Consider the following 17,978-nt stretch of genomic DNA (forward strand, 5'->3'; position numbering starts at 1 on the left):
TATTGCTGCGGCGTATGGGTCCCGGATCTGCGCTTCGCTTGTCCGGGACGACGGCGGTGTATGACGCCCCGCCCTCACCCGCCCTTCCCCAGATGCTCCAGCGCATCCTCTGCCCGCAGCGGCACGCGTGACGCCTCGTTGTTGAGGTCGACCAGCTGTGCCATCAGCCCCATCAGCGCCCTGCGGTCCGCGGGCTTCAGCGGCTCCAGCATCCGCGCCTGGGCGCGTTCGACGGCGGGGATGATCTCGCGCAGGATGGCCGCACCGGATTTGGTCAGATAGAGCAGCTTGATCCGCTTGTCCTCGGGCGCCGGCTTGCGCTCGACGAACTCCTTGGCCTGGAGCCGCTCGATCACGCTGCCGAGCGTGGAGCGGTCGAAAGCGATCACCGCCGACAGCCGCGTCGCGTCGATGCCAGGATGGGTGTGGATCGCGATCAGCGCCGCATATTGCACCGGCGTGAGGTCGAACGCCTTGCACTCCTCCATGAAGATCGAGACCGCGATCTGCTGCATGCGCCGGAACAGATAGCCCGGCGCGGCATAGACCGCGTCGATCGTAATCGGAGCAGGCTTACTCGGCATCGGGCTGCTTCTCCGGGGCGGCGCCAGCGAAGGCCGGCAGCGCTTTCGCCGCAGCTTCCGCCTTGAGCAGGCGCGGATAGGCCGAGACATCGACGCCGAAGCGTCGCGCGTTCGCAAGCTGCGGCACGAGACAGAGATCGGCGAGCGTCGGCGTATCACCGAAGCAAAATGGCCCGGGCTCATTCCTGATCAGGGTCTCGCAGGCCGACAGCCCCTCGCGGTTGACCCACGCGGCCCAGTCCTGGACCTTTTCTTCGGCAAGGCCGAGCTCGCGCAGCCGCGCCAGCACTTTCAGATTCTGAACCGGATGGGTGTCGCAGGCGATCGCCAGCGCGAACGCCCTCACCTTGGCGCGTTGCAACACATCCTTCGGCAGCAGCGGCGGGTTGGGATGCGTCTCGTCGAGCCATTCGATGATCGCGACCGATTGGGTCAGCACCGTGCCGCCGTCGTTCTCCAGCGCCGGCACCAGGCCCTGCGGGTTGATGGCGAGATAGGCGGGCGCGCATTGCTCGCCCTTGCGAAGATGATGCGGCAGGTGCTCGGCACCGAGGCCCTTGAGGTTGAGCGCGATCCGCACGCGATAGGCGGCACTGGAACGGAAATAGCCGTGCAGCTTCATCGGAACCCTCCCATTGTTTTCTGTCATTCCGGGGCTCGCGAAGCGAGAGCCCGGAATCCATACTCCCGATCGTGGTTATGGATTCTCAGGTGCGCAATTGCGCACCATAGCTCGACGCTGGCGCGTCGCCCCGGAATGACGACGACCTTGTATGCTGTTCGTCACGTTGACGCTACCTAGATCGTCAGTATACTGTCAATCAACAAAATGACGGGAGCAGCGACCATGGAAGCCGTGACCAAGACGCCGGAACGCGAGGCCTTCTACAAGAAGATCGACGGCGAAAATCTCACCGCGCTGTGGACGGTGATGAGCGATCTGATCACGCCGGAGCCGAAGAGCGCCTGCCGCCCGCACCTCTGGAAATTCGATGTCATCCGCGACTACATGACCGAGGCGGGCAAGCTGATCACCGCCAAGGAAGCCGAGCGGCGCGTGCTGGTGCTGGAGAATCCGGGCCTGCGCGGACAATCCAAGATCACGACCTCGCTCTATGCCGGCGTGCAGATGGTGGTGCCCGGCGACGTCGCGCCCGCACACCGGCACAGCCAGTCGGCGCTGCGCTTCGTGCTCGAAGGCAAGGGCGCCCATACCGCCGTCGACGGCGAGCGCACCGCGATGGCGCCTGGTGACTTCATCATCACGCCGTCGATGACCTGGCACGATCATTCCAACGAAACCGATGAGCCGATGTTCTGGCTCGACGGGCTCGACATCCCGCTGGTGCAGTTCTTCGACTGCTCCTTCGCGGAGGGCTCGAAGGAAGACCAGCAGAAGATCACGAGGCCCGCCGGCGACAGCTTTGCACGCTACGGCCACAATCTCTTGCCGGTCGACGTCAAGCGGTCGTCGAAGACCTCGCCGATCTTCAGCTATCCCTATGCCTATACCCGCGAGGCACTGGAGAAGGCGCGCACGAGCCAGGAGTGGGATGCCTGCCACGGGCTGAAGCTGAAGTTCAGCAACCCTGAAACCGGCGACTTCGCGATGCCGACCATCGGCACCTTCATCCAGTTGCTGCCGAAGGGGTTCAAGACCGCGCGTTATCGGTCAACCGATGCAACGGTGTTCTGCCCGATCGAGGGCCGCGGCCGCAGCCGCATCGGGGACGCCGTTTTCGAATGGGGCCCGCGCGATCTGTTCGTGGTGCCGAGCTGGCAATGGGTGACGCACGAGGCGGATGACGACGCCGTGCTGTTCAGCTTCTCGGATCGGCCGGTGCAGCAGAAGCTGGATTTGTTTCGCGAGGACAGGGGCAACGCGTGATGGCCTCGTAGGGTGGATTAGCCGAAGGCGTAATCCACCTCTTTCATCTCCGCGGCGACAGAAGTGGTGGATTACGCCCGCGGATCGCGCTTCGCGCGACCGCGAGCTAATCCACCCTACGGCAGCGGTGATTGCGGCTAGCGCCAGTGCAACAGCCGAACCTCGAGCCAACCGATCACCTTGCCGACCACCAGCCCGAACACCGATAGGATCACCACGCCCGCGAGCAGCTGATCCGTCTGCATCAGATTGCCCGCTTGCAGCACGAACGCGCCGATGCCGTATTGCGCGCCGATCATCTCGGCGCTGACGACGAGCAGCAGCGCAACCGACGCCGTGATGCGGAAGCCGGCGAGGATCGCGGGCAGCGCACCCGGCCAGATCACCTTGCGCACGATGGTGGCGAAGGGAACGTTGAAGCTTTGCGCCATGCGGATGAGGTTGCGCGGCACCGCATCGACGCCGCTATAGACCGAGATCGCGGTCGAGAAGAACACGCCCAGCGCGATGGTCGCGATCTTCGGCTCTTCGCCGATGCCGAGCCAGAGGATCAAGAGCGGCAACAGCGCGATCTTCGGAATCGGAAACAGCGCCGAGATGAAGGTGATGCCGACGCTGCGCGCAAGCCGTGACAGGCCGATGGCAAAGCCAACGGCGATTCCGGCCGCGGTCCCAAGCAGCCAGCCGACGCCGATGCGCAGCAGCGACGCCGACAAATGCTGCCACAGCGCGCCCGACACCGCGAGCTGATAGATCGCGCGCGCGATCGCCAACGGCGGCGGCAGAAACAGCGGATTGACGAGGCCCGCACTGCCGGCCGCCTGCCAGATCGCAATGACGAGCGCGAGCGCAATCCAGCCGCCGAAGCGACTACTCGCAGGCACGAAGCCCGCGCCGCGGAAGCGAACGCGCCGCGTCGCCTCGTCCTTTACAGACCCACCCGCGCGGTCAAGCATGCTGAACCTCGCGCTCGGCATCGATCGCCTCGTTGCGGATCAGCGACCAGATCTGATTCTGAAGCGCGAGCAGCTTCTCACGCGCAGCCGGTTCGCCGCGCGCGGCCCGCGTCATCGGCACGCTCACGACTTCGCGAATACGGCCCGGCCGCCGCGACAGCACCACGATGCGGTCGGCAAGGCGCGCAGCTTCTTCGAGATTATGGGTGACATAGACCGCGCCCATGCCGCCGTCGGCGAGCAGGCGAACGAAATCCTCCATCAGCAGTTCGCGGGTCTGCGAATCCAGTGCCGACAGCGGCTCGTCCATCAGGAGAATGGCGGGCTTGACCGCAAGCGCGCGCGAAATGCCAACGCGCTGGCGCATGCCGCCGGAAAGTTGCTTTGGATAAGTTTTGCGGAAGTCGGTCAGGCCGGTGCGGCGCAGGGCATCGTCGACCAGCGCGCGGCGCTGCGCCGCCGAGAGTTGCGCGTGCAGCAGCGGAAATTCGACATTCTCCTCGACCGTCGCCCAGGGCAGCAGCGCGAAATCCTGGAACACGAAGGTCAGCGGATTGAGGCTGTCCGCCGGCGGCGCACCACGCAGCTCGGGCGCGCCCGAATTCGGCTGCAACAGCCCGCCGAGGATCGACAGCAGCGTGCTCTTGCCGCAGCCGGAAGGACCGACGATCGCCACCACCTCGCCGGCGCTGACGGTGAACGAGACATCGTCGAGCACCGCGAGATCGCCGAAGCGATGTGAGATGTGGTTGGCGATCAGGTCCATCTCACATCCTAAACCGTGATCCGTCACCCTGAGGTGCCGGAGCCTTGCGGCGCAATTGCGCCGCTGGGCGGAGGCCTCGAAGGGCGACGGCCCCGCTACATCCGGGCCGTGCATCCTTCGAGGCTCGCTTCGCGAGCACCTCAGGATGACGGGGTGAGAGGGGTGCTCGCATCAATCAATCCGCCTTCACATAGTCCTTGGCGACGATCGTATTCACGTCAAAGCCCTTGTCCGCGAAGCCCTGCTCCTGAAGCCACTTGATCTGGTTGTCGACATTCTTGACGTCGAGCTTGCCGTCGGGATCGATATAGGCGCAGTTGCCGACCACCTGCTCGACCGGCAGGTTGGTGTACTTGGCGATGATCTCCAGCAGCGATTTTGTCTGCTCGTTGATCGGGGCGACGCCGTCCTTCATCGCGGCGAGGATGGTGTCGTGATATTCGCGGTCGGCCTTGGCAAGCGCGCCGAGCAGCTTTGTCACCAACGCCTTGTTGGTCAGCGTCTTCGGCGAGGCGAACACCGCACCCAACTGCCACGGCGTCTCGTCGCCGACCCAGCCGAGAAACTTTGCGCCGCCCTCGTCCACCAGCTTGCGCGCCGTCGAGATCGGCAACAGCGCCGCATCCACGGTCTCACCCTTCAGCGCGGCGGCCGCATTCGACAGCGATTGCAGCGGCACGATCTTCACGTCCGCGAGCTTGAAGCCGTATTTGTCGGCGAGCAGGCCGAGCGAATAGTGAAAGCTCGATCCGACCTGCGTCATCGCCACGCGCTTGCCCGCGAGGTCCTTTGGCGTCTTCAGCCCGGCCGAATAGGCGTTGTTGCTGGCGAAATAGCCGATCAGGGGATAGCCGGCCTTCTCCCGGCTCATGCCGCCGATCACCTTCAGCGTGCCCTTGCCGGCAAGATTGTAGAGACCGGCGGTAAAGGCCGTGACGCCGAAGTCGACGTCACCCGATGTGGTCGCGACCGCGATCGGCTGCGCCGCGTCGAAGAATTTCAGCTCGACGTCAAGACCGGCCTCGCGAAAGTAGCCCTTGTCCTGCGCGATGAAGACGGGCGCGGACGACGACAGCCGGAGCACGCCGATTTTCGCCTTGAGCGCATCCTCGGCCTGCGCCGTGCCCATCGCCATGACCGCCATCAGGCCCGCAAGCGTGAACCGCACCATCCCGATCATCCCGTTTCCTCCGCCGTCATTGCCTTGGTCGTTCTTGCAGTCCGTTACAGGCCCTCGGGCACCGCCTGGTCCCGCCCGATGAACGCGCCCTGTTGTTTCAACGTTTCCTGCAATTTATCAACCGGGATTTCGCGTGGAATCCGGTTACCCGACAGCGCCAGCGCGGCAGCGGAACCCGCGGCCTCCCCCATCACGAAACAGGCACCGGACACCCGCGCCGCCGACTGGCCCTCATGGGTCATCGAGGCGCAGCGGCCGGCGACCAGCAGATTGTCGACGCCTTCGGGCACCAGCATCCGGTAGGGCAGCTCGTTATAGCCGCGCGATTCCGGGATTGGCGGGAAGGTGAAGACGACATCGCCAGCAACATGGGCCTCGATCGGCCAGCCATTGACGCCGATGGCGTCCTCGAACGAGGCGCAGCCGAGCACGTCCTCGCCGCTGAGCTGATAGCCGCCCGTGATGCGGCGGGTCTCGCGGATGCCGAGTTGCGGCGGCAAATCGACAATGTAGGACTTTTCGAAGCCCGGCACGGTGCCGCGCAGGAACTCGTAAGCCGCCAGCGCCTGCTTGCGGCCTTCGATCTCGCCGCGGGTGAGATCGTCGGGCTCGATGCCGTTGATGGCATGGCCGTCCTCGCGCGCGACCTGCGTGAAATTCACCCGCCATTCGATGCCGGATTTTTGCGGCCGCACGATCGCGCTTTTCCGCGGAAATTGGTGCGTGCCGGCGGCGGTGGCCTTCTCCATCAATTGCGGAATGGTCCGCCAGGCGTCGCCGGCCTTCTCGGGATCGATGCCATTCAGACGCAGCATCATCGAGGGATACATGGGATGGCCGTGCGCGTCGCCGATCTCGAACGGCGCGCCGGCCCAGACCGCGAGATCGCCGTCGCCCGAGCAGTCGATGAAGATCTCCGACCGCACCGCCTGCCGGCCGGCCTTGGTCTCGACCATCAACGCGTCGATGCGGTTGTTGTCGCCCATCACCACGCCGGCGCCGAGCGCATGGAAGAGCAAGTGCACCTTGTGGCTGGCGAGCAGCTCGTCGGCCGCGATCTTGTAAGCCGCGGTGTCATAGGCCTGGGCAAACACCTTGCCGAGGATCAGATGCGGCGCGTTGAGACCGTTCAAGCGATCGATCCGCGCCAGCAGCTCGGACGCCATGCCCTGCACCAGCCGGTGGGCTTGCCCATACACATTGCCATGAAGGCCGCAGAAATTGGTGACGCCGGCAGCGGTGCCCATGCCGCCGAGGAAGCCGTAACGTTCGATCAGCAGGGTTTTCCGCCCGGCGCGCGCGCTTGATGCCGCAGCGACGATGCCGGCTGGTCCGCCGCCGAGCACCACGACTTCATATTCGCCATAGAGCGGCACCTGGCGTGCCGGTTCTTCGATCATCGTGGCCCGCATGACGCGTCCTGCTCCCAAAATCTCTTGCTTGGATCCGACTATGAATTAGCGCACCTCAGGGTACAATCTATCAAAATGAGCGATCATCTTTCGCGAATCGAGAAAGGTCGGACATGGACATCCTCGTGAACCTCCAGGCTTTTCTCGCCACCGCGGATGCCGCCGGTTTCTCCGCCGCGGCACGAAAGCTTGGCGTTTCCACCTCGGTGGTCGCCAAGCGCGTCACGCAGCTGGAGGCGCGGATCGGCACGGCGCTGTTTCACCGTTCGACCCGGCAATTGCGGCTGACCGAAGCCGGACAGCGTTACGTTCATCGCGCGCGCGGCGTCGTGACTGACGCGACCGATCTGCTGTCACGCATGGGCGAGAAGGGCCACGACCTCGTCGATCACCTCCGCATCAAGGCGCCGACCTCGCTGACGGTGGCGCATCTCGCCGACGCCTTCAGCGCGTTCCAGACCGAGAACCCGCGGCTCAAGCTCGAGATCGTGCTGATCGACCGCCCGGTCGATCCCGTCGCCGAAGGGTTCGACATCGCCATCGGCGCCTTCCCGCATTCGTTCGGCGGCGTGGTCGATGAGCCCTTGTGTCCGCTGAAGCGTTTGCTCTGCGCCTCGCCGGCCTATTTGAGGAAGCACGGCACGCCGAAGCATCCGCGCGACCTCGTCGAGCATCGCTGCCTCAGTTTCTTGCCGACCGGTCCAGAATGGATCTTCGACGGGCCGCGCGGCCGCATCAGCATCCAGGTCAGCCCGCTGCTCTCGTCCAACGAAGGACACGTGTTGGCCCGCAGCGCCATCGCCGGCAACGGCATCGCGCTGATCTCGCATTATCTCGTGGCGGATGCCTTGCGCGACGGCACGCTCAAGCCGGTGCTGCGCGACTTTCCGATTCCGGAATTGTGGGTGAAGGCCGCGATCCCCGAACGGCGGCGCAACGCCGCCGCGGTGCAGGCGCTGCTGACTTTGCTGAAAACGTCACTCGCGCCGTCGCTGTAAGCCGTGTCGCGCGCCTGTCACAACATCGCGGTTGCTCTCGCGTAAGGGACCTGAGAGAAGAGCCGCCACCTCCGCTGTCATCGCCCGCGAAAGCGGGCGATCCAGTATTCCAGAGACGTCGACGTATACGGAGAAGCCGCGGCGTACTGGGTCGCCCGGTCAAGCCGGGCGACGACAGCAACTTGGTTCAGCGATATGGATTCGATGCTTTTGAAATTCGCCCTGCCCGCCCTGACCGCGCTCGCGATCTCCACCACGCCCGTCGCAGCCCTGGAGCAAAATTGCCGCTTCATCCAGGCCAAGGCTGATCGCGAGGCCTGCTACAAGCGGCAGGAGGATGAGCTGGCGGCCAAGCGCAAGCCGCCCGCGCCAGCCGGCGCGAGCGACAATCTCCAGTCGCTGCGCCAGATGCGGCAAGACGACGACGCCGTCTATCGCAGCATCAATAATATCTGCCGGGGCTGCTGAGCGACTAGCGCTCAGCTTTTCCCGCCGCCCCAATTGCCCGCCCGCTTCTCCGCGAACGACGCCAGCCCCTCCGCAGCCTCCGCGCTCTGGCGCTTGAGCGAATGCAGCTGCACGAGCCGCTTGTAGGCGGCATCGTCCACGGCCATCCCGCCGAACGAGCTTTCCAGCGCCAGCCGCTTGGTCTCGGCCATCGCGTCGGGTCCATTGGCGAGCAGCTGCTCGACCACTTTGGCGCCGGCGGTTTCGAGATCGGCGAGCGGCACCACCTCGTGGACGAGACCGATGCGGCGGGCGTCCTCGGCGCCGAAGCGTTCGCCGGTCAGCGCGTAGCGGCGGACCTGCCGCACGCCGATGGCATCGCAGAGCTGCGGAATGATGATGGCGGCGGTCAGGCCCCAGCGCACCTCCGTGATCGAGAACAGCGCGTTGTCCGCCGCGATCACGACGTCGCAGGCCGCAATCACGCCGGTGCCGCCGCCGAAGCAGCCGCCCTGCACCAGCGCGACGGTCGGAACGGCCAACGTGTTGAGGCGCTGCACGGCCTCGAAGGTCGCCTGCGAGGCTGCTTCGTTCGCATCAGGCGATTGCGGCCGCACGCCGTTGATCCATTTGAGGTCGGCGCCGGCCTGAAAATGCTTGCCGTTGCCCTTGAGGACGACGACGCGCAAATTCGGCTTCTTGCCCAGCTCGTCCATCGCCGCGAGCACGCCCGCGATCAGCGCACCGTCATAGGCATTGTTCACCTCCGGCCGGTTCAACGTGACGGTCGCAACCCCACGCGCGTCGAGGGTCCACAGCACGGGGTTGGCGGTCATCGGAGATCCCTAGGTCGTTTGTTTGGCGCGCACTATGGCCGAGGCAACGCGTCTCGATCCATATCTTTCCAGCGTGGGGCGGCCGCGTCCACCGCATGGCGGCTTGTGTCATGCTGCTGCCGGGCGGCATCCAGGGACCAGGGACGGGACATTACATGCGCATCTGCATTTTCGGCGCGGGCGCCGTCGGCAGCCATCTTGCGGTACGGCTGGCGCGCGCCGGCCACGAGGTCAGTTGCGTGATGCGCGGCGCGCATCTGGAGGCCGTCCGGGCCAATGGCCTGAAGCTGCGCGTCGGCGATTCCGAGGTCTCCGCCAAGGTCAACGCCTCGGGCGATCCGGCCCAGCTGGGGCCGCAGGACGTGGTGATCTCGACGCTGAAGGCCACTGCATTGACCGGGCTGGTTGCCAGCCTCAAGCCGCTGCTCCAGGACGACACCGCGATCGTGTTCGCGCAGAACGGCATTCCCTGGTGGTACGGCATCGGCCTGCCGCCGCGGCATCCGACGCCGCCGGACATCTCCTTCCTCGATCCCGGCGGGCGCCTGCGCGCCTGCATCCCGAAAGAGCGGATCATCGGCGGCGTCATCTTCTCCTCCAACGAAGTCACTGCGCCCGGTGTGGTGCAGAACCTGACACCCGACCGCAACCGCCTCCTGATCGGCGAATGCGACGACCGCAATTGCGAACGGATCACGAAATTGCGCGGCGTCTTCAACGATGCGCGGCTGGAATCGCCGCCGGTGGCCGAGATCCGCGAGGCGATCTGGTCAAAGCTGCTGACCAACATGTCGCTGTCGGTGCTGTGCCTGCTCACCGGCCAGACCGCGCGCGGCGTGCGCGACGACCCCGCCTTCGCCGAACTCATTCCGCGCATGCTGAACGAGGCCAACGACATCGCGCAGCACTTCATTCCCGAGGTGAAGCGCGTGACCCGCAGCGGCCCCGCCCCCAATCACAAGCCGTCGCTGCTGCAGGATTACGAGCTCGGCCGCGCCATGGAGATCGACGTGCTGGTGAGAGCGCCCGCCGCTTTCGCGCGCACCGCCGGGCTGTCGACGCCGACCCTCGATCTGATTGCGGCGCTCGCGATCCAGAAGGCGCGCGACAAAGGGCTTTATTCAGCCTGAGCCTCAGGCGAGCTTGTCGATCCAGGCGGCCAGCGTGTCGAGCACCTCGGCGAGTGCCTCGTCGTTGCTGCGGCCGGACTTCTTCAACACCGCGAAGGAATGATCGCCGCCTTCGATCTCATGCAGCGTCGCCTTCGCCCCGAGCGCCGCGATGACGGGCTTGAGCAGGCCGAGATCGGCAAGCCCATCGCGCGTGCCTTGCAGGAACAGCATGGGGATCGCGATGCCGGCGAGGTGTTCGGCGCGCTCGGTCGACGGCTTTTTGTCCGCATGCAGGGGAAAACCGAGGAAGGCGAGCCCCTTCACGCCAGATAGTGGCGCCTTCGATTGCGCCTGCGAGGTCATGCGCCCGCCGAACGACTTTCCGCCGGCGACAAGCTTGAGCCCGGGGCACAGCCGCGCTGCCTCCTCGATTGCCGCGCGAATGGCGGCGTGCGCGACCGCCGGCTGGTCGGGACGGCCCTGCTTGTTCTCCATGTAGGGAAAATTGAAGCGGAACGTCGCGATGCCTCGCTCGCTGAGGCCCTCGGCAATCTTGTCCATCGACGCATGCCGCATGTCGGTACCCGCGCCGTGCGCCAGCACATAGCAGGCGCGCGCCTTGTCTGGCTGCGTCAGGATCGCCGAGACCGCGCCGATGCGCTCGATGTCGAGCTTGAGTTCTTTGGTTTTGACGGCTTGGGTTTTGACAGCCACAATCAGGCATCCTTACAGACGCGACTACGGCCGTCTTGGTAGCGGCACCGGCGCAGCCTGAAAACACAATAATTGCAGCGCCCGCCCGGCCTACCAAGCCGGAAAGCTGAATCAATCGAGGTACTCATGTCCTACCGCTCCTCCTGGATGACCGAAGAGCTCGACGTCTTCCGCGACCAGTTCCGGAAATATCTCGCCAAGGATCTGGCGCCGCATGCCGAGAAATGGCGCGAGCAGAAGATGGTCGACCGCTTCGCCTGGCGCGGGCTCGGCGAAATGGGCGCGTTGCTGGCGAGCGTGCCAGAGGAATATGGCGGCCTGGGCGCAAACTTTGCCTATGACGCGGCGGTGCTGGATGATCTCGAAAGCACGGTGCCGGAGCTGACCACCGGCGTCTCCGTGCACAGCGCCATCGTCGCGCACTACATCCTCAATTACGGCTCGGAGGAGCAGAAGAAGCGCTGGCTGCCGAAAATGGCCTCGGGCGAGATGGTCGGCGCCATCGCCATGACCGAGCCCGGCACCGGCTCGGACTTGCAGGCGGTGAAGACCACGGCCAAGAAACAGGGCAATTCCTACGTCATCAACGGTCAGAAGACGTTCATCACCAACGGCCAGGCCGCCGATCTCGTCGTCGTGGTCGCGCGCACGGGCGAGGCCGGCGCGAAAGGCATTTCGCTGCTCGTGGTCGAGACCGCAGGCGCTGATGGCTACAAGCGCGGGCGTAACCTCGACAAGATCGGCCTGCATGCCTCCGACACGTCGGAACTATTCTTCGACAATGTCACGGTGCCGCCGGAGAATCTGCTCGGCAAGGAAGAGGGCCAGGGCTTCGTCCAACTGATGCAGCAGCTGCCGCAGGAGCGCCTCGCGCTCGCGGTCGGCGCCGTCGCGGCGATGGAGCGCGCCGTCAAGCTCACCGTCGACTACACCAAGGAGCGGAAGGCCTTCGGCAAGCCGCTGATGGAGTTCCAGAACACCGCCTTCACGCTCGCCGAGCGCAAGACCGAAGCGATGATCGCACGCGTCTTCGTCGACTGGTGCATCGAGCAATTGGTCGCAGGCGACCTCGACACCGTCACCGCGTCGATGGCGAAATACTGGTGCTCGGACAAGCAGGTCCAGACCGCCGACGAATGCCTCCAGCTGTTCGGCGGCTATGGCTACATGCAGGAATACCCGATCTCGCGTATCTTCATCGATTCCCGCATCCAGAAGATCTATGGCGGGACGAACGAGATCATGAAGCTGCTGATTGCCAGATCCTTGTAATCAGGTCGTTGTAGAACCCCAGCGACGGGCGGGTGTCATGGGAAATCGACGCACGGCCAAGATGCCTTCCCCGGGCGAATCACCGTCCGGCAGGACGTCCTCGGAAACGGCTTTTGTCTTCATTCCAAAGCTCGTCTGCCCCGGCGACATCCTGCTCACCAGAGTGCCGTTGAATCTGCTTGATCCTTCGACGCTCACAAGCACCGCGATCCGGGTGGGGAGCCGGACGCCCTTCAGTCACGCGGCTCTCTGTATCGAGCCGGGCTTGATGATCGAAGCGGTTGGCACCGGGGTCTGCAGATTTGCGCTCGCTCCAACCGGAGTACGTTCAAGGAGCAATTTGAAGCTCCTCAGGCTCAATCTCGACGTCGTGGATGGGCCTTGGCGCGCACAATTGGCTGCAGATCGGGGGCACCAATATCTGTCGCGCGGCTATTCACTGTCCGGGGCAATCGGCGCGCGGATCGCCGCCTTCCGCAAGAAGGGCCGCGGAGACCTGTTTTGTTCGGAGCTCGTTGCGCAGGCCTATGTGGAGGCCAAATGCCCGCTATTGACCGGCAAGACGCCGGGTGAGATCGCGCCCGGGGATCTGTTGAAATCCGACATTCTGCGGGACGTCACCGACCTCGCGCTGAGAGCCATCAGGATCGACAGTCCATTGATGTATTATCTGGATGATGGTTCGCATTTTGAACGAACAGCGCATTGGGAAGTGCGCACGAAACTCAAGATATTGCAGAGCGAGCCGGTCCAGCGTGAACTGGCCGCCCTCGGCGTTAGCGCTCAGAGCTTTTTCGACCTCGAGAAGGTGCTGAGGAACGGTACGTCTCCCGATCTCGATCGGGCCGTCCATGACGAGCTGGTTCGGCACGACTTCTGCGGGGAGTACATGCGCCGGAGGCTTGCATCGATCGACATCGCGGACGCGAGCGAGATCGCGGAAGCGGCATTCGTCGCGCGTTTCGAGCCGAATGAGGACCAACTCGCGCGCCTGGACACGGATTCCCTGAATTTCCTCAAGCAGGATAGCGAGTCCTCAATCATCTCGTTTCAAAACGACGTCATGTCACGAAAAGCGGACATCCAGACATGGGCACGGTATCGGGGCCGCGGGAATTCGCTGACCTTCGACTATCTCACGGCCCTGCAGCAGCCTTTGCTTGATGTCAGCGAGCAATTGCTCGGCCTCTTCCGCAAGGATAACGACTGTCTCGCGGCCGAGCAACGCAAAAGGGCCGCGCAATAGCAGGCAGACAACGCTGCGGCTTGCCAACCCGCAGCACCTGAAATCCCGGCCGGCGCCGCTTCGTTCGGATGCCGCCAACGGCCGCCGATGACGACGCCCTCGGATGCGATCCAGTCGATCGCCGACTATCTCGCCGAAAATAATCTGAAGGACGATGCCTCAACTACATGGTGCCGCGGCACTTTATCGGGCTGTTCGATGCCATCGCGGCCGAACGTGGCGACAGCTCTGTGGTGCTGCCCTTCCCGATCTGGCGCGAAGCGGGACGCGACTGAACGATGTAACCTGACTATCTCATCCGCCTGTCGGCGGCGACGAAGTCGATGAAGGTTCGCACCTTCGCGGAGAGGTATTTGCGGCTCGGATAGACCGCGAACAGCCGCCCCTCGAAGACGATGTCGTCGGGCAGGACGTGCACGAGACGCCCAGCGGCGATGTCCTCGGTGACCAGCCATTTCGGCAGGAAAGCGAAGCCCATGCCTTCCAGCGCGGCCATGTGCAGCAGCGTCTCGTTGCCGCTGCGCAGGACCGGGGTGAGCTTGACGGTTTCGACCGTGCCGTTCCTGTTCAAGGAGAAACTTTCGCCCGGATAGAGTGCGTAGTGCAGCAGCGCCTGGCCGGCGAGGTCGGCCGGCCTGGTCGGGCGCCCGGCGCGATCCAGAAAGGCGGGCGCAGCGACCAGGTGGAATGCGACCCTGGTGATGGGCCGCGCGATCAGCGCCTCGTCGGGCGCGCCGGTCGCGCGCAGGGCGAGGTCAAAACCCTCCTCGACCAGATTGACCAGCCGACCGCTGAGATCGACATCGAGGCAAACTTCCGGATAGCGGGCCTGGTAGTCCGCGAGCACGCCAGCGAAGATCGTGTTCGCCATCCAGACCGGCGCGGTCAGCCGCAGCGTGCCGCGCGGAACGACGGTCGCGTTGCTGACGGCGGCCTCGACCTCGTCGAGCGAATCGAGCATCTGCCGCGCCTGCTCGAAATAGAGCGCACCGCTCTCGCTCAGGCTGACGCGCCGGCTGGTCCGGTTGAGCAGCCGCGTGCCCAGCCGCTTCTCGAGCTGCATCACATGCTTGCTTGCCATCGCGGGTGAGAGGCGCAGGCGCTCCGCCGCCGCCGCAAAGCTCTTCAGCTCCGCGACCAGGCAAAACACCCGCATGCTGACCAGGGAATCCATGAGATCATCAATATCCAGGAAAGGAATTCATCCCGGAACACATAATGATCAAATACGGCGAAACCATCAAATGGTGGCAACCCTCACCTTCTGGAGAACCACCATGTCCACCACGACCTTCGAGACCGCCACCCCCGGCCGCGCCCTTCGCATCGGCCTCTGGGTCGCGCAGGGCCTGATCGCCTTCGTTTTCATCTCGGCCGGGTTCGTCAAGCTGACCACGCCTATCCCCCAATTGGCCGCGATGATGCCCTGGGCGGGGCAGTATTCCGAAACCTTCGTCCGCGCCATCGCGCTGGTCGATCTCGCCGGCGGGATCGGCATCCTGCTGCCGGCGCTGACGCGGATCCTGCCGCGGCTGACGGTGCTGGCCGCGCTCGGCTGTTCAGTGCTGCAGGTGTTCGCGCTCGTCTTCCACGTCTCGCGCGGCGAGGCTCCGGTCACGCCGCTCAACCTCGTCCTGCTCGCGCTCAGCCTGTTCGTGCTGTGGGGACGCGGCCGCAAGGCTCCGATTGCCGCCCGGCAATTTTGAGCAGCGGGACAGCGCGGCCATGATCTCAGCCAATGGATGGTCCCGGAGGGGCCGGCTTGCGGGCACCGCGATCCTCACGGCCGGCGGCACCGCCGTGACCAAGGAGGATCGTCTCGCCGACGGCGTCGTGATCCTGATCGACAGCAACGAGCCCTACGTCATGGGCCACGCGATCAGCTATTCGGCCAACCTCTCCAAGCATTTTGCCGACAGGGGGGCGAGATTGCTGATCGAGGTCGTCGCCAACGGCAAGGGCATCGACGTGTTTCGCGCCGACAAGACGCCGCTGATCGAGCCGCTCGCGACGCTGCGGCAGTCGCTGCCCAACCTCACCTACAGCATGTGCGCCTCGTCCAAGGCGATCGCGGAGGCCAAAGAGCAGATTTCGATTCCGCTGGTCGCAGGCGCGAGCCTCGTTCCCTTCGGAATCGGACGCGTGGTCGACCTGCAACTCAAGGGTTTTGCCTATATCCATGCGTGAGGCGCGCGAAAGCGGTCCGGTGCTGTCGCGGCGATCGATCCTGATGGCTGCGCCGGCGCTTCTTGGTTCCTTGCACGCTGCCTGCGCGCAGGAAGGCTGGCCGCCGGTGTTCGAGGCCGGCCGCAGTCAGTTCACGGTGGTGCGGCCGCGCACGTTGATGCCACAGCTAAGGCTTCAAGACATTGGCGGCAGGGACATCGTGGTGACCGCGAAACCAGGCCGCATCACCCTCGTCAATTTCTGGGCGACCTGGTGTGCGGCCTGCCGGCTCGATCTACCGACGCTGGCAAGCCTGGTGGGATCACGGCCCGACCGGCTCGACATCGTCGCGATCTGCACGGACACCAAAGACCTGCGCAAGATCCGCAGCTTCCTCGGCGGCCTCGCCGTGCCAAACCTCGCCTGCTATGTCGATGCCTATGGCGCGGCGGCCGAAGCGTCCAGCGCGATGTTCAGCCTCGTCGGCATGCCCATCACCTATCTGGTCGGAGCGAGCGGTCGCGTCGAGGGCTACATCGCAGGAGCGCCCGACTGGCTTTCGCCGGCAGGCGCGCGCCTGCTGCAATTCTATCGCGAGCAGGGCTAGCGCGGCGACCGGCCGTCGCGAAACCGGCCTCCGGCGACGCTCGCGCGACGGCAACGAATTCAGATGTTCGAGACAACCCGTCATTGCAAGGTGCGGCGTGAAACCATACGCTGCGCCCAAACGGGCAATCGCCATCCGGTTTCGTTTGGGTCCGGTCGGGAGGATAGCGAATGGTTCACGTCTCGCGACGGAAATTGCTTCAGCTTGCGGCTGTTGCGCCATCGGCACTTCCCATGGCCTGGACGTCGGTTGCGTCTGCCGCGACCGGAAAGAAGATCCTGACTGCGGTGATGCAATCGGACCTTCGCGTCACCGATCCCGGCTTCACGACGGCCATCATCACCCGCGACCATGGCTACATGGTCTACGATACGCTGGTCGGCATCGATTCCAGCTTCAAGGTGCGGCCGCAGATGGCCGACTGGGCGGTGTCCGCGGACAAGCTGACCTACATCTTCACCTTGCGCGACGGCCTGAAGTGGCATGACGGCGCGCCGGTGACGGCGGAGGACTGCGTCGCCTCGCTGAAGCGTTGGGGATCGAGCGTCGACGGCATGGCGCGCAAGCTGATGGACTTCACTTCGGGCATCGAAGCGGCGGACGCCAAAACCATCGTCTTCAAGCTGAAGGAGCCCTATGGCCTGGTGCTGGAGACGATCGCCAAGCCGTCGGCCGTTGTCGCCTTCATGATGCCGAAGCGGTTGGCCGAGACCCCGATCACCAAGCAGATTCCGGAGCAGATCGGCTCCGGCCCGTTCAAATTCGTGGCGGGCGAATTCCAGCCCGGCGTGAAAGCCATCTACGAAAAGAACACCGATTATGTGCCGCGCAAGGAGCCGGCCGAATGGACATCGGGCGGCAAGGTGGTCAAGGTCGATCGTGTCGAGTGGATCACGATGCCGGACGCGCAGACCGCCCTCAACGCGCTGCAATCCGGTGACGTCGATTTCGTTGAAACGCCACCGTTCGACATGCTGCCCGCGCTCGAGTCCAATCCGGACGTCACTGTTTCCATCCTGAACAAGTTCGGCTTCCAATCGTTCGGCCGGATGAATTTCCTGCATCCGCCGTTCGACAATGTGAAAATCCGCCGCGCCGCGCTCCTCGCGATCAACCAGAAGGACGTGCTCGACGCACAGATCGGCAATCCCAAATACTACAAGTTCTGCGGTGCATTCTTCATCTGCGATACGCCGCTGGCCAGCGACGTCGGCGGCGAGACCCTGATCAAGGGCAACGGCATGGCGGACGCCAAGAAGGCGTTGGCCGAGTCCGGCTATGACGGCACGCCCGTGGTGATCCTGGCGCCAGGCGACCAGATCCTGCTGAAAGCGCAGCCGATCGTGGTCGCACAGCTGCTGCGCGAGGCCGGATTCAAGGTCGACCTTCAGGCGATGGACTGGCAGACCGTGGTCACCCGCCGCGCCAATCAGAAGTCGCCGAAGGAAGGCGGCTGGAACATGTTCTTCACCTACCAGGGCGCCGCCGACTCCTTGAACCCGCTGGTCAACGTCCCGATGGGCGGCAAGGGCACAAGTGGCGGCTGGTACGGCTGGTCCGAGGACCCCAAGATCGAGGAGCTGCGCGACGCCTTTGCCCGCGCCACCTCACCGGAAGAGCAAAAGAAGATCGCCTTCGACGTGCAGAAGGAGGCCTACGACCAGGTGATCTACATTCCGCTCGGCCAGTTCCAGGCGCCGAGCGCATGGCGCAAATCGCTCACCGGCGTGATCGACGGCCCCGCGACGCCGATGTTCTGGAATGTCGACAAGAACGAGTAGGCTTACGGCCTCT

At 64.6% G+C, this 17,978-nt stretch carries 19 protein-coding genes; 10 read left to right on the forward strand and 9 right to left on the reverse strand.

The genetic code is table 11. The annotated features are described in order from the left end of the window. Positions 1-74: 74 nt before the first annotated feature. Entirely contained in the window at positions 75-584 is a 510-nt protein-coding gene (locus AB7532_RS33455; RefSeq protein WP_441238911.1) for a MarR family winged helix-turn-helix transcriptional regulator, read from the reverse strand. After that, positions 574-1,206 (reverse strand): maleylacetoacetate isomerase, encoded by a 633-nt coding sequence (gene maiA / locus AB7532_RS33460; protein WP_441238912.1) that lies wholly within the window; start codon positions 1,204-1,206, stop codon positions 574-576. Before maiA ends, AB7532_RS33455 begins: the two co-directional genes overlap by 11 nt. A 225-nt stretch (positions 1,207-1,431) precedes the next feature. Between maiA and gtdA the strand changes: the two genes are divergently transcribed. Continuing rightward, positions 1,432-2,472 carry a gentisate 1,2-dioxygenase gene (gtdA, locus tag AB7532_RS33465; protein ID WP_441238913.1) on the forward strand — a complete coding sequence of 347 codons (1,041 nt, stop codon included), beginning with the start codon at positions 1,432-1,434 and terminating at the stop codon, positions 2,470-2,472. 137 nt (positions 2,473-2,609) lie between these two features. On the opposite strand, the gene AB7532_RS33470 is transcribed toward gtdA, so the two are convergent. The 4 genes from AB7532_RS33470 to AB7532_RS33485 all read right to left on the reverse strand — a co-directional run bounded on the left by AB7532_RS33470 (position 2,610) and on the right by AB7532_RS33485 (position 6,786). After that, positions 2,610-3,428, reverse strand: coding sequence for an ABC transporter permease (locus tag AB7532_RS33470; protein ID WP_441238914.1), 819 nt, complete (start codon positions 3,426-3,428; stop codon positions 2,610-2,612). Then, positions 3,421-4,194, reverse strand: a complete 774-nt coding sequence (locus tag AB7532_RS33475) for an ABC transporter ATP-binding protein (protein WP_441238915.1) — start codon at positions 4,192-4,194, stop codon at positions 3,421-3,423. The genes AB7532_RS33470 and AB7532_RS33475 overlap by 8 nt, the downstream gene beginning before the upstream one ends. Before the next feature lie 175 nt (positions 4,195-4,369). Beyond that, positions 4,370-5,374: an ABC transporter substrate-binding protein gene (locus AB7532_RS33480; protein WP_441238916.1), complete on the reverse strand. Its 1,005-nt coding sequence runs from the start codon at positions 5,372-5,374 to the stop codon at positions 4,370-4,372. Between the two features lie 44 nt (positions 5,375-5,418). After that, positions 5,419-6,786, reverse strand: coding sequence for an FAD-dependent oxidoreductase (locus tag AB7532_RS33485; RefSeq protein WP_441238917.1), 1,368 nt, complete (start codon positions 6,784-6,786; stop codon positions 5,419-5,421). A gap of 113 nt (positions 6,787-6,899) precedes the next feature. Here AB7532_RS33485 and AB7532_RS33490 point away from each other — a divergent pair, with 113 nt between their 5' ends. Together AB7532_RS33490 and AB7532_RS33495 are read left to right on the forward strand one after the other, a co-directional pair. Further along, positions 6,900-7,784 (forward strand): LysR family transcriptional regulator, encoded by an 885-nt coding sequence (locus AB7532_RS33490; RefSeq protein ID WP_441238918.1) that lies wholly within the window; start codon positions 6,900-6,902, stop codon positions 7,782-7,784. A 204-nt stretch (positions 7,785-7,988) separates the two neighbouring features. Then, the gene (locus AB7532_RS33495; protein ID WP_441238919.1) at positions 7,989-8,252 is read left to right on the forward strand and encodes a hypothetical protein; all 264 of its coding nucleotides are present in this window, start codon (positions 7,989-7,991) and stop codon (positions 8,250-8,252) included. A gap of 11 nt (positions 8,253-8,263) precedes the next feature. On the opposite strand, the gene AB7532_RS33500 is transcribed toward AB7532_RS33495, so the two are convergent. Continuing rightward, positions 8,264-9,067 (reverse strand): enoyl-CoA hydratase-related protein, encoded by an 804-nt coding sequence (locus AB7532_RS33500; RefSeq protein ID WP_441238920.1) that lies wholly within the window; start codon positions 9,065-9,067, stop codon positions 8,264-8,266. 155 nt (positions 9,068-9,222) lie between these two features. Here AB7532_RS33500 and AB7532_RS33505 point away from each other — a divergent pair, with 155 nt between their 5' ends. Continuing rightward, positions 9,223-10,197, forward strand: a complete 975-nt coding sequence (locus tag AB7532_RS33505) for a ketopantoate reductase family protein (protein WP_441239410.1) — start codon at positions 9,223-9,225, stop codon at positions 10,195-10,197. A gap of 3 nt (positions 10,198-10,200) precedes the next feature. On the opposite strand, the gene AB7532_RS33510 is transcribed toward AB7532_RS33505, so the two are convergent. Beyond that, the gene (locus tag AB7532_RS33510) at positions 10,201-10,899 is read right to left on the reverse strand and encodes an alpha/beta hydrolase family protein (RefSeq protein WP_441239411.1); all 699 of its coding nucleotides are present in this window, start codon (positions 10,897-10,899) and stop codon (positions 10,201-10,203) included. Between the two features lie 120 nt (positions 10,900-11,019). Between AB7532_RS33510 and AB7532_RS33515 the strand changes: the two genes are divergently transcribed. Together AB7532_RS33515 and AB7532_RS33520 are read left to right on the forward strand one after the other, a co-directional pair. Then, positions 11,020-12,165, forward strand: coding sequence for an acyl-CoA dehydrogenase family protein (locus AB7532_RS33515; protein ID WP_441238921.1), 1,146 nt, complete (start codon positions 11,020-11,022; stop codon positions 12,163-12,165). 37 nt (positions 12,166-12,202) lie between these two features. Next, positions 12,203-13,411 (forward strand): hypothetical protein, encoded by a 1,209-nt coding sequence (locus AB7532_RS33520; protein WP_441238922.1) that lies wholly within the window; start codon positions 12,203-12,205, stop codon positions 13,409-13,411. Between the two features lie 289 nt (positions 13,412-13,700). Here AB7532_RS33520 and AB7532_RS33525 read toward each other — a convergent pair whose 3' ends face one another. Further along, entirely contained in the window at positions 13,701-14,585 is an 885-nt protein-coding gene (locus tag AB7532_RS33525; protein ID WP_441238923.1) for a LysR family transcriptional regulator, read from the reverse strand. Between the two features lie 103 nt (positions 14,586-14,688). On the opposite strand from AB7532_RS33525, the gene AB7532_RS33530 reads away from it, so the two are divergent. From AB7532_RS33530 to AB7532_RS33545, 4 genes are all read left to right on the forward strand, one after another. Continuing rightward, a complete protein-coding gene (locus AB7532_RS33530) occupies positions 14,689-15,117 on the forward strand; it encodes a DoxX family protein (protein WP_441238924.1) in 429 nt (142 codons plus the stop codon). 19 nt (positions 15,118-15,136) lie between these two features. Next, on the forward strand, positions 15,137-15,598 hold the full coding sequence (locus AB7532_RS33535; RefSeq protein ID WP_441238925.1) for a DsrE family protein: 462 nt from the start codon (positions 15,137-15,139) through the stop codon (positions 15,596-15,598). Next, positions 15,591-16,184, forward strand: coding sequence for a TlpA family protein disulfide reductase (locus tag AB7532_RS33540; protein WP_441238926.1), 594 nt, complete (start codon positions 15,591-15,593; stop codon positions 16,182-16,184). Before AB7532_RS33535 ends, AB7532_RS33540 begins: the two co-directional genes overlap by 8 nt. A gap of 170 nt (positions 16,185-16,354) precedes the next feature. Next, positions 16,355-17,965: an ABC transporter substrate-binding protein gene (locus tag AB7532_RS33545; RefSeq protein WP_441238927.1), complete on the forward strand. Its 1,611-nt coding sequence runs from the start codon at positions 16,355-16,357 to the stop codon at positions 17,963-17,965. Positions 17,966-17,978: the final 13 nt, after the last annotated feature.

The sequence above is a fragment of the Bradyrhizobium sp. 930_D9_N1_4 genome, from assembly GCF_052076015.1.
Lineage (GTDB): Bacteria > Pseudomonadota > Alphaproteobacteria > Rhizobiales > Xanthobacteraceae > Bradyrhizobium.

Coding starts and splice junctions, on each gene's coding strand:
- AB7532_RS33455 (WP_441238911.1), bottom strand. CDS start 584: ATGCCGAGTAAGCCTGCTCCGATTACGATCGACGCGGTCTATGCCGCG.
- maiA (WP_441238912.1), bottom strand. CDS start 1,206: ATGAAGCTGCACGGCTATTTCCGTTCCAGTGCCGCCTATCGCGTGCGG.
- gtdA (WP_441238913.1), top strand. CDS start 1,432: ATGGAAGCCGTGACCAAGACGCCGGAACGCGAGGCCTTCTACAAGAAG.
- AB7532_RS33470 (WP_441238914.1), bottom strand. CDS start 3,428: ATGCTTGACCGCGCGGGTGGGTCTGTAAAGGACGAGGCGACGCGGCGC.
- AB7532_RS33475 (WP_441238915.1), bottom strand. CDS start 4,194: ATGGACCTGATCGCCAACCACATCTCACATCGCTTCGGCGATCTCGCG.
- AB7532_RS33480 (WP_441238916.1), bottom strand. CDS start 5,374: ATGATCGGGATGGTGCGGTTCACGCTTGCGGGCCTGATGGCGGTCATG.
- AB7532_RS33485 (WP_441238917.1), bottom strand. CDS start 6,786: ATGCGGGCCACGATGATCGAAGAACCGGCACGCCAGGTGCCGCTCTAT.
- AB7532_RS33490 (WP_441238918.1), top strand. CDS start 6,900: ATGGACATCCTCGTGAACCTCCAGGCTTTTCTCGCCACCGCGGATGCC.
- AB7532_RS33495 (WP_441238919.1), top strand. CDS start 7,989: ATGCTTTTGAAATTCGCCCTGCCCGCCCTGACCGCGCTCGCGATCTCC.
- AB7532_RS33500 (WP_441238920.1), bottom strand. CDS start 9,067: ATGACCGCCAACCCCGTGCTGTGGACCCTCGACGCGCGTGGGGTTGCG.
- AB7532_RS33505 (WP_441239410.1), top strand. CDS start 9,223: ATGCGCATCTGCATTTTCGGCGCGGGCGCCGTCGGCAGCCATCTTGCG.
- AB7532_RS33515 (WP_441238921.1), top strand. CDS start 11,020: ATGTCCTACCGCTCCTCCTGGATGACCGAAGAGCTCGACGTCTTCCGC.
- AB7532_RS33520 (WP_441238922.1), top strand. CDS start 12,203: ATGGGAAATCGACGCACGGCCAAGATGCCTTCCCCGGGCGAATCACCG.
- AB7532_RS33525 (WP_441238923.1), bottom strand. CDS start 14,585: ATGGATTCCCTGGTCAGCATGCGGGTGTTTTGCCTGGTCGCGGAGCTG.
- AB7532_RS33530 (WP_441238924.1), top strand. CDS start 14,689: ATGTCCACCACGACCTTCGAGACCGCCACCCCCGGCCGCGCCCTTCGC.
- AB7532_RS33535 (WP_441238925.1), top strand. CDS start 15,137: ATGATCTCAGCCAATGGATGGTCCCGGAGGGGCCGGCTTGCGGGCACC.
- AB7532_RS33540 (WP_441238926.1), top strand. CDS start 15,591: ATGCGTGAGGCGCGCGAAAGCGGTCCGGTGCTGTCGCGGCGATCGATC.
- AB7532_RS33545 (WP_441238927.1), top strand. CDS start 16,355: ATGGTTCACGTCTCGCGACGGAAATTGCTTCAGCTTGCGGCTGTTGCG.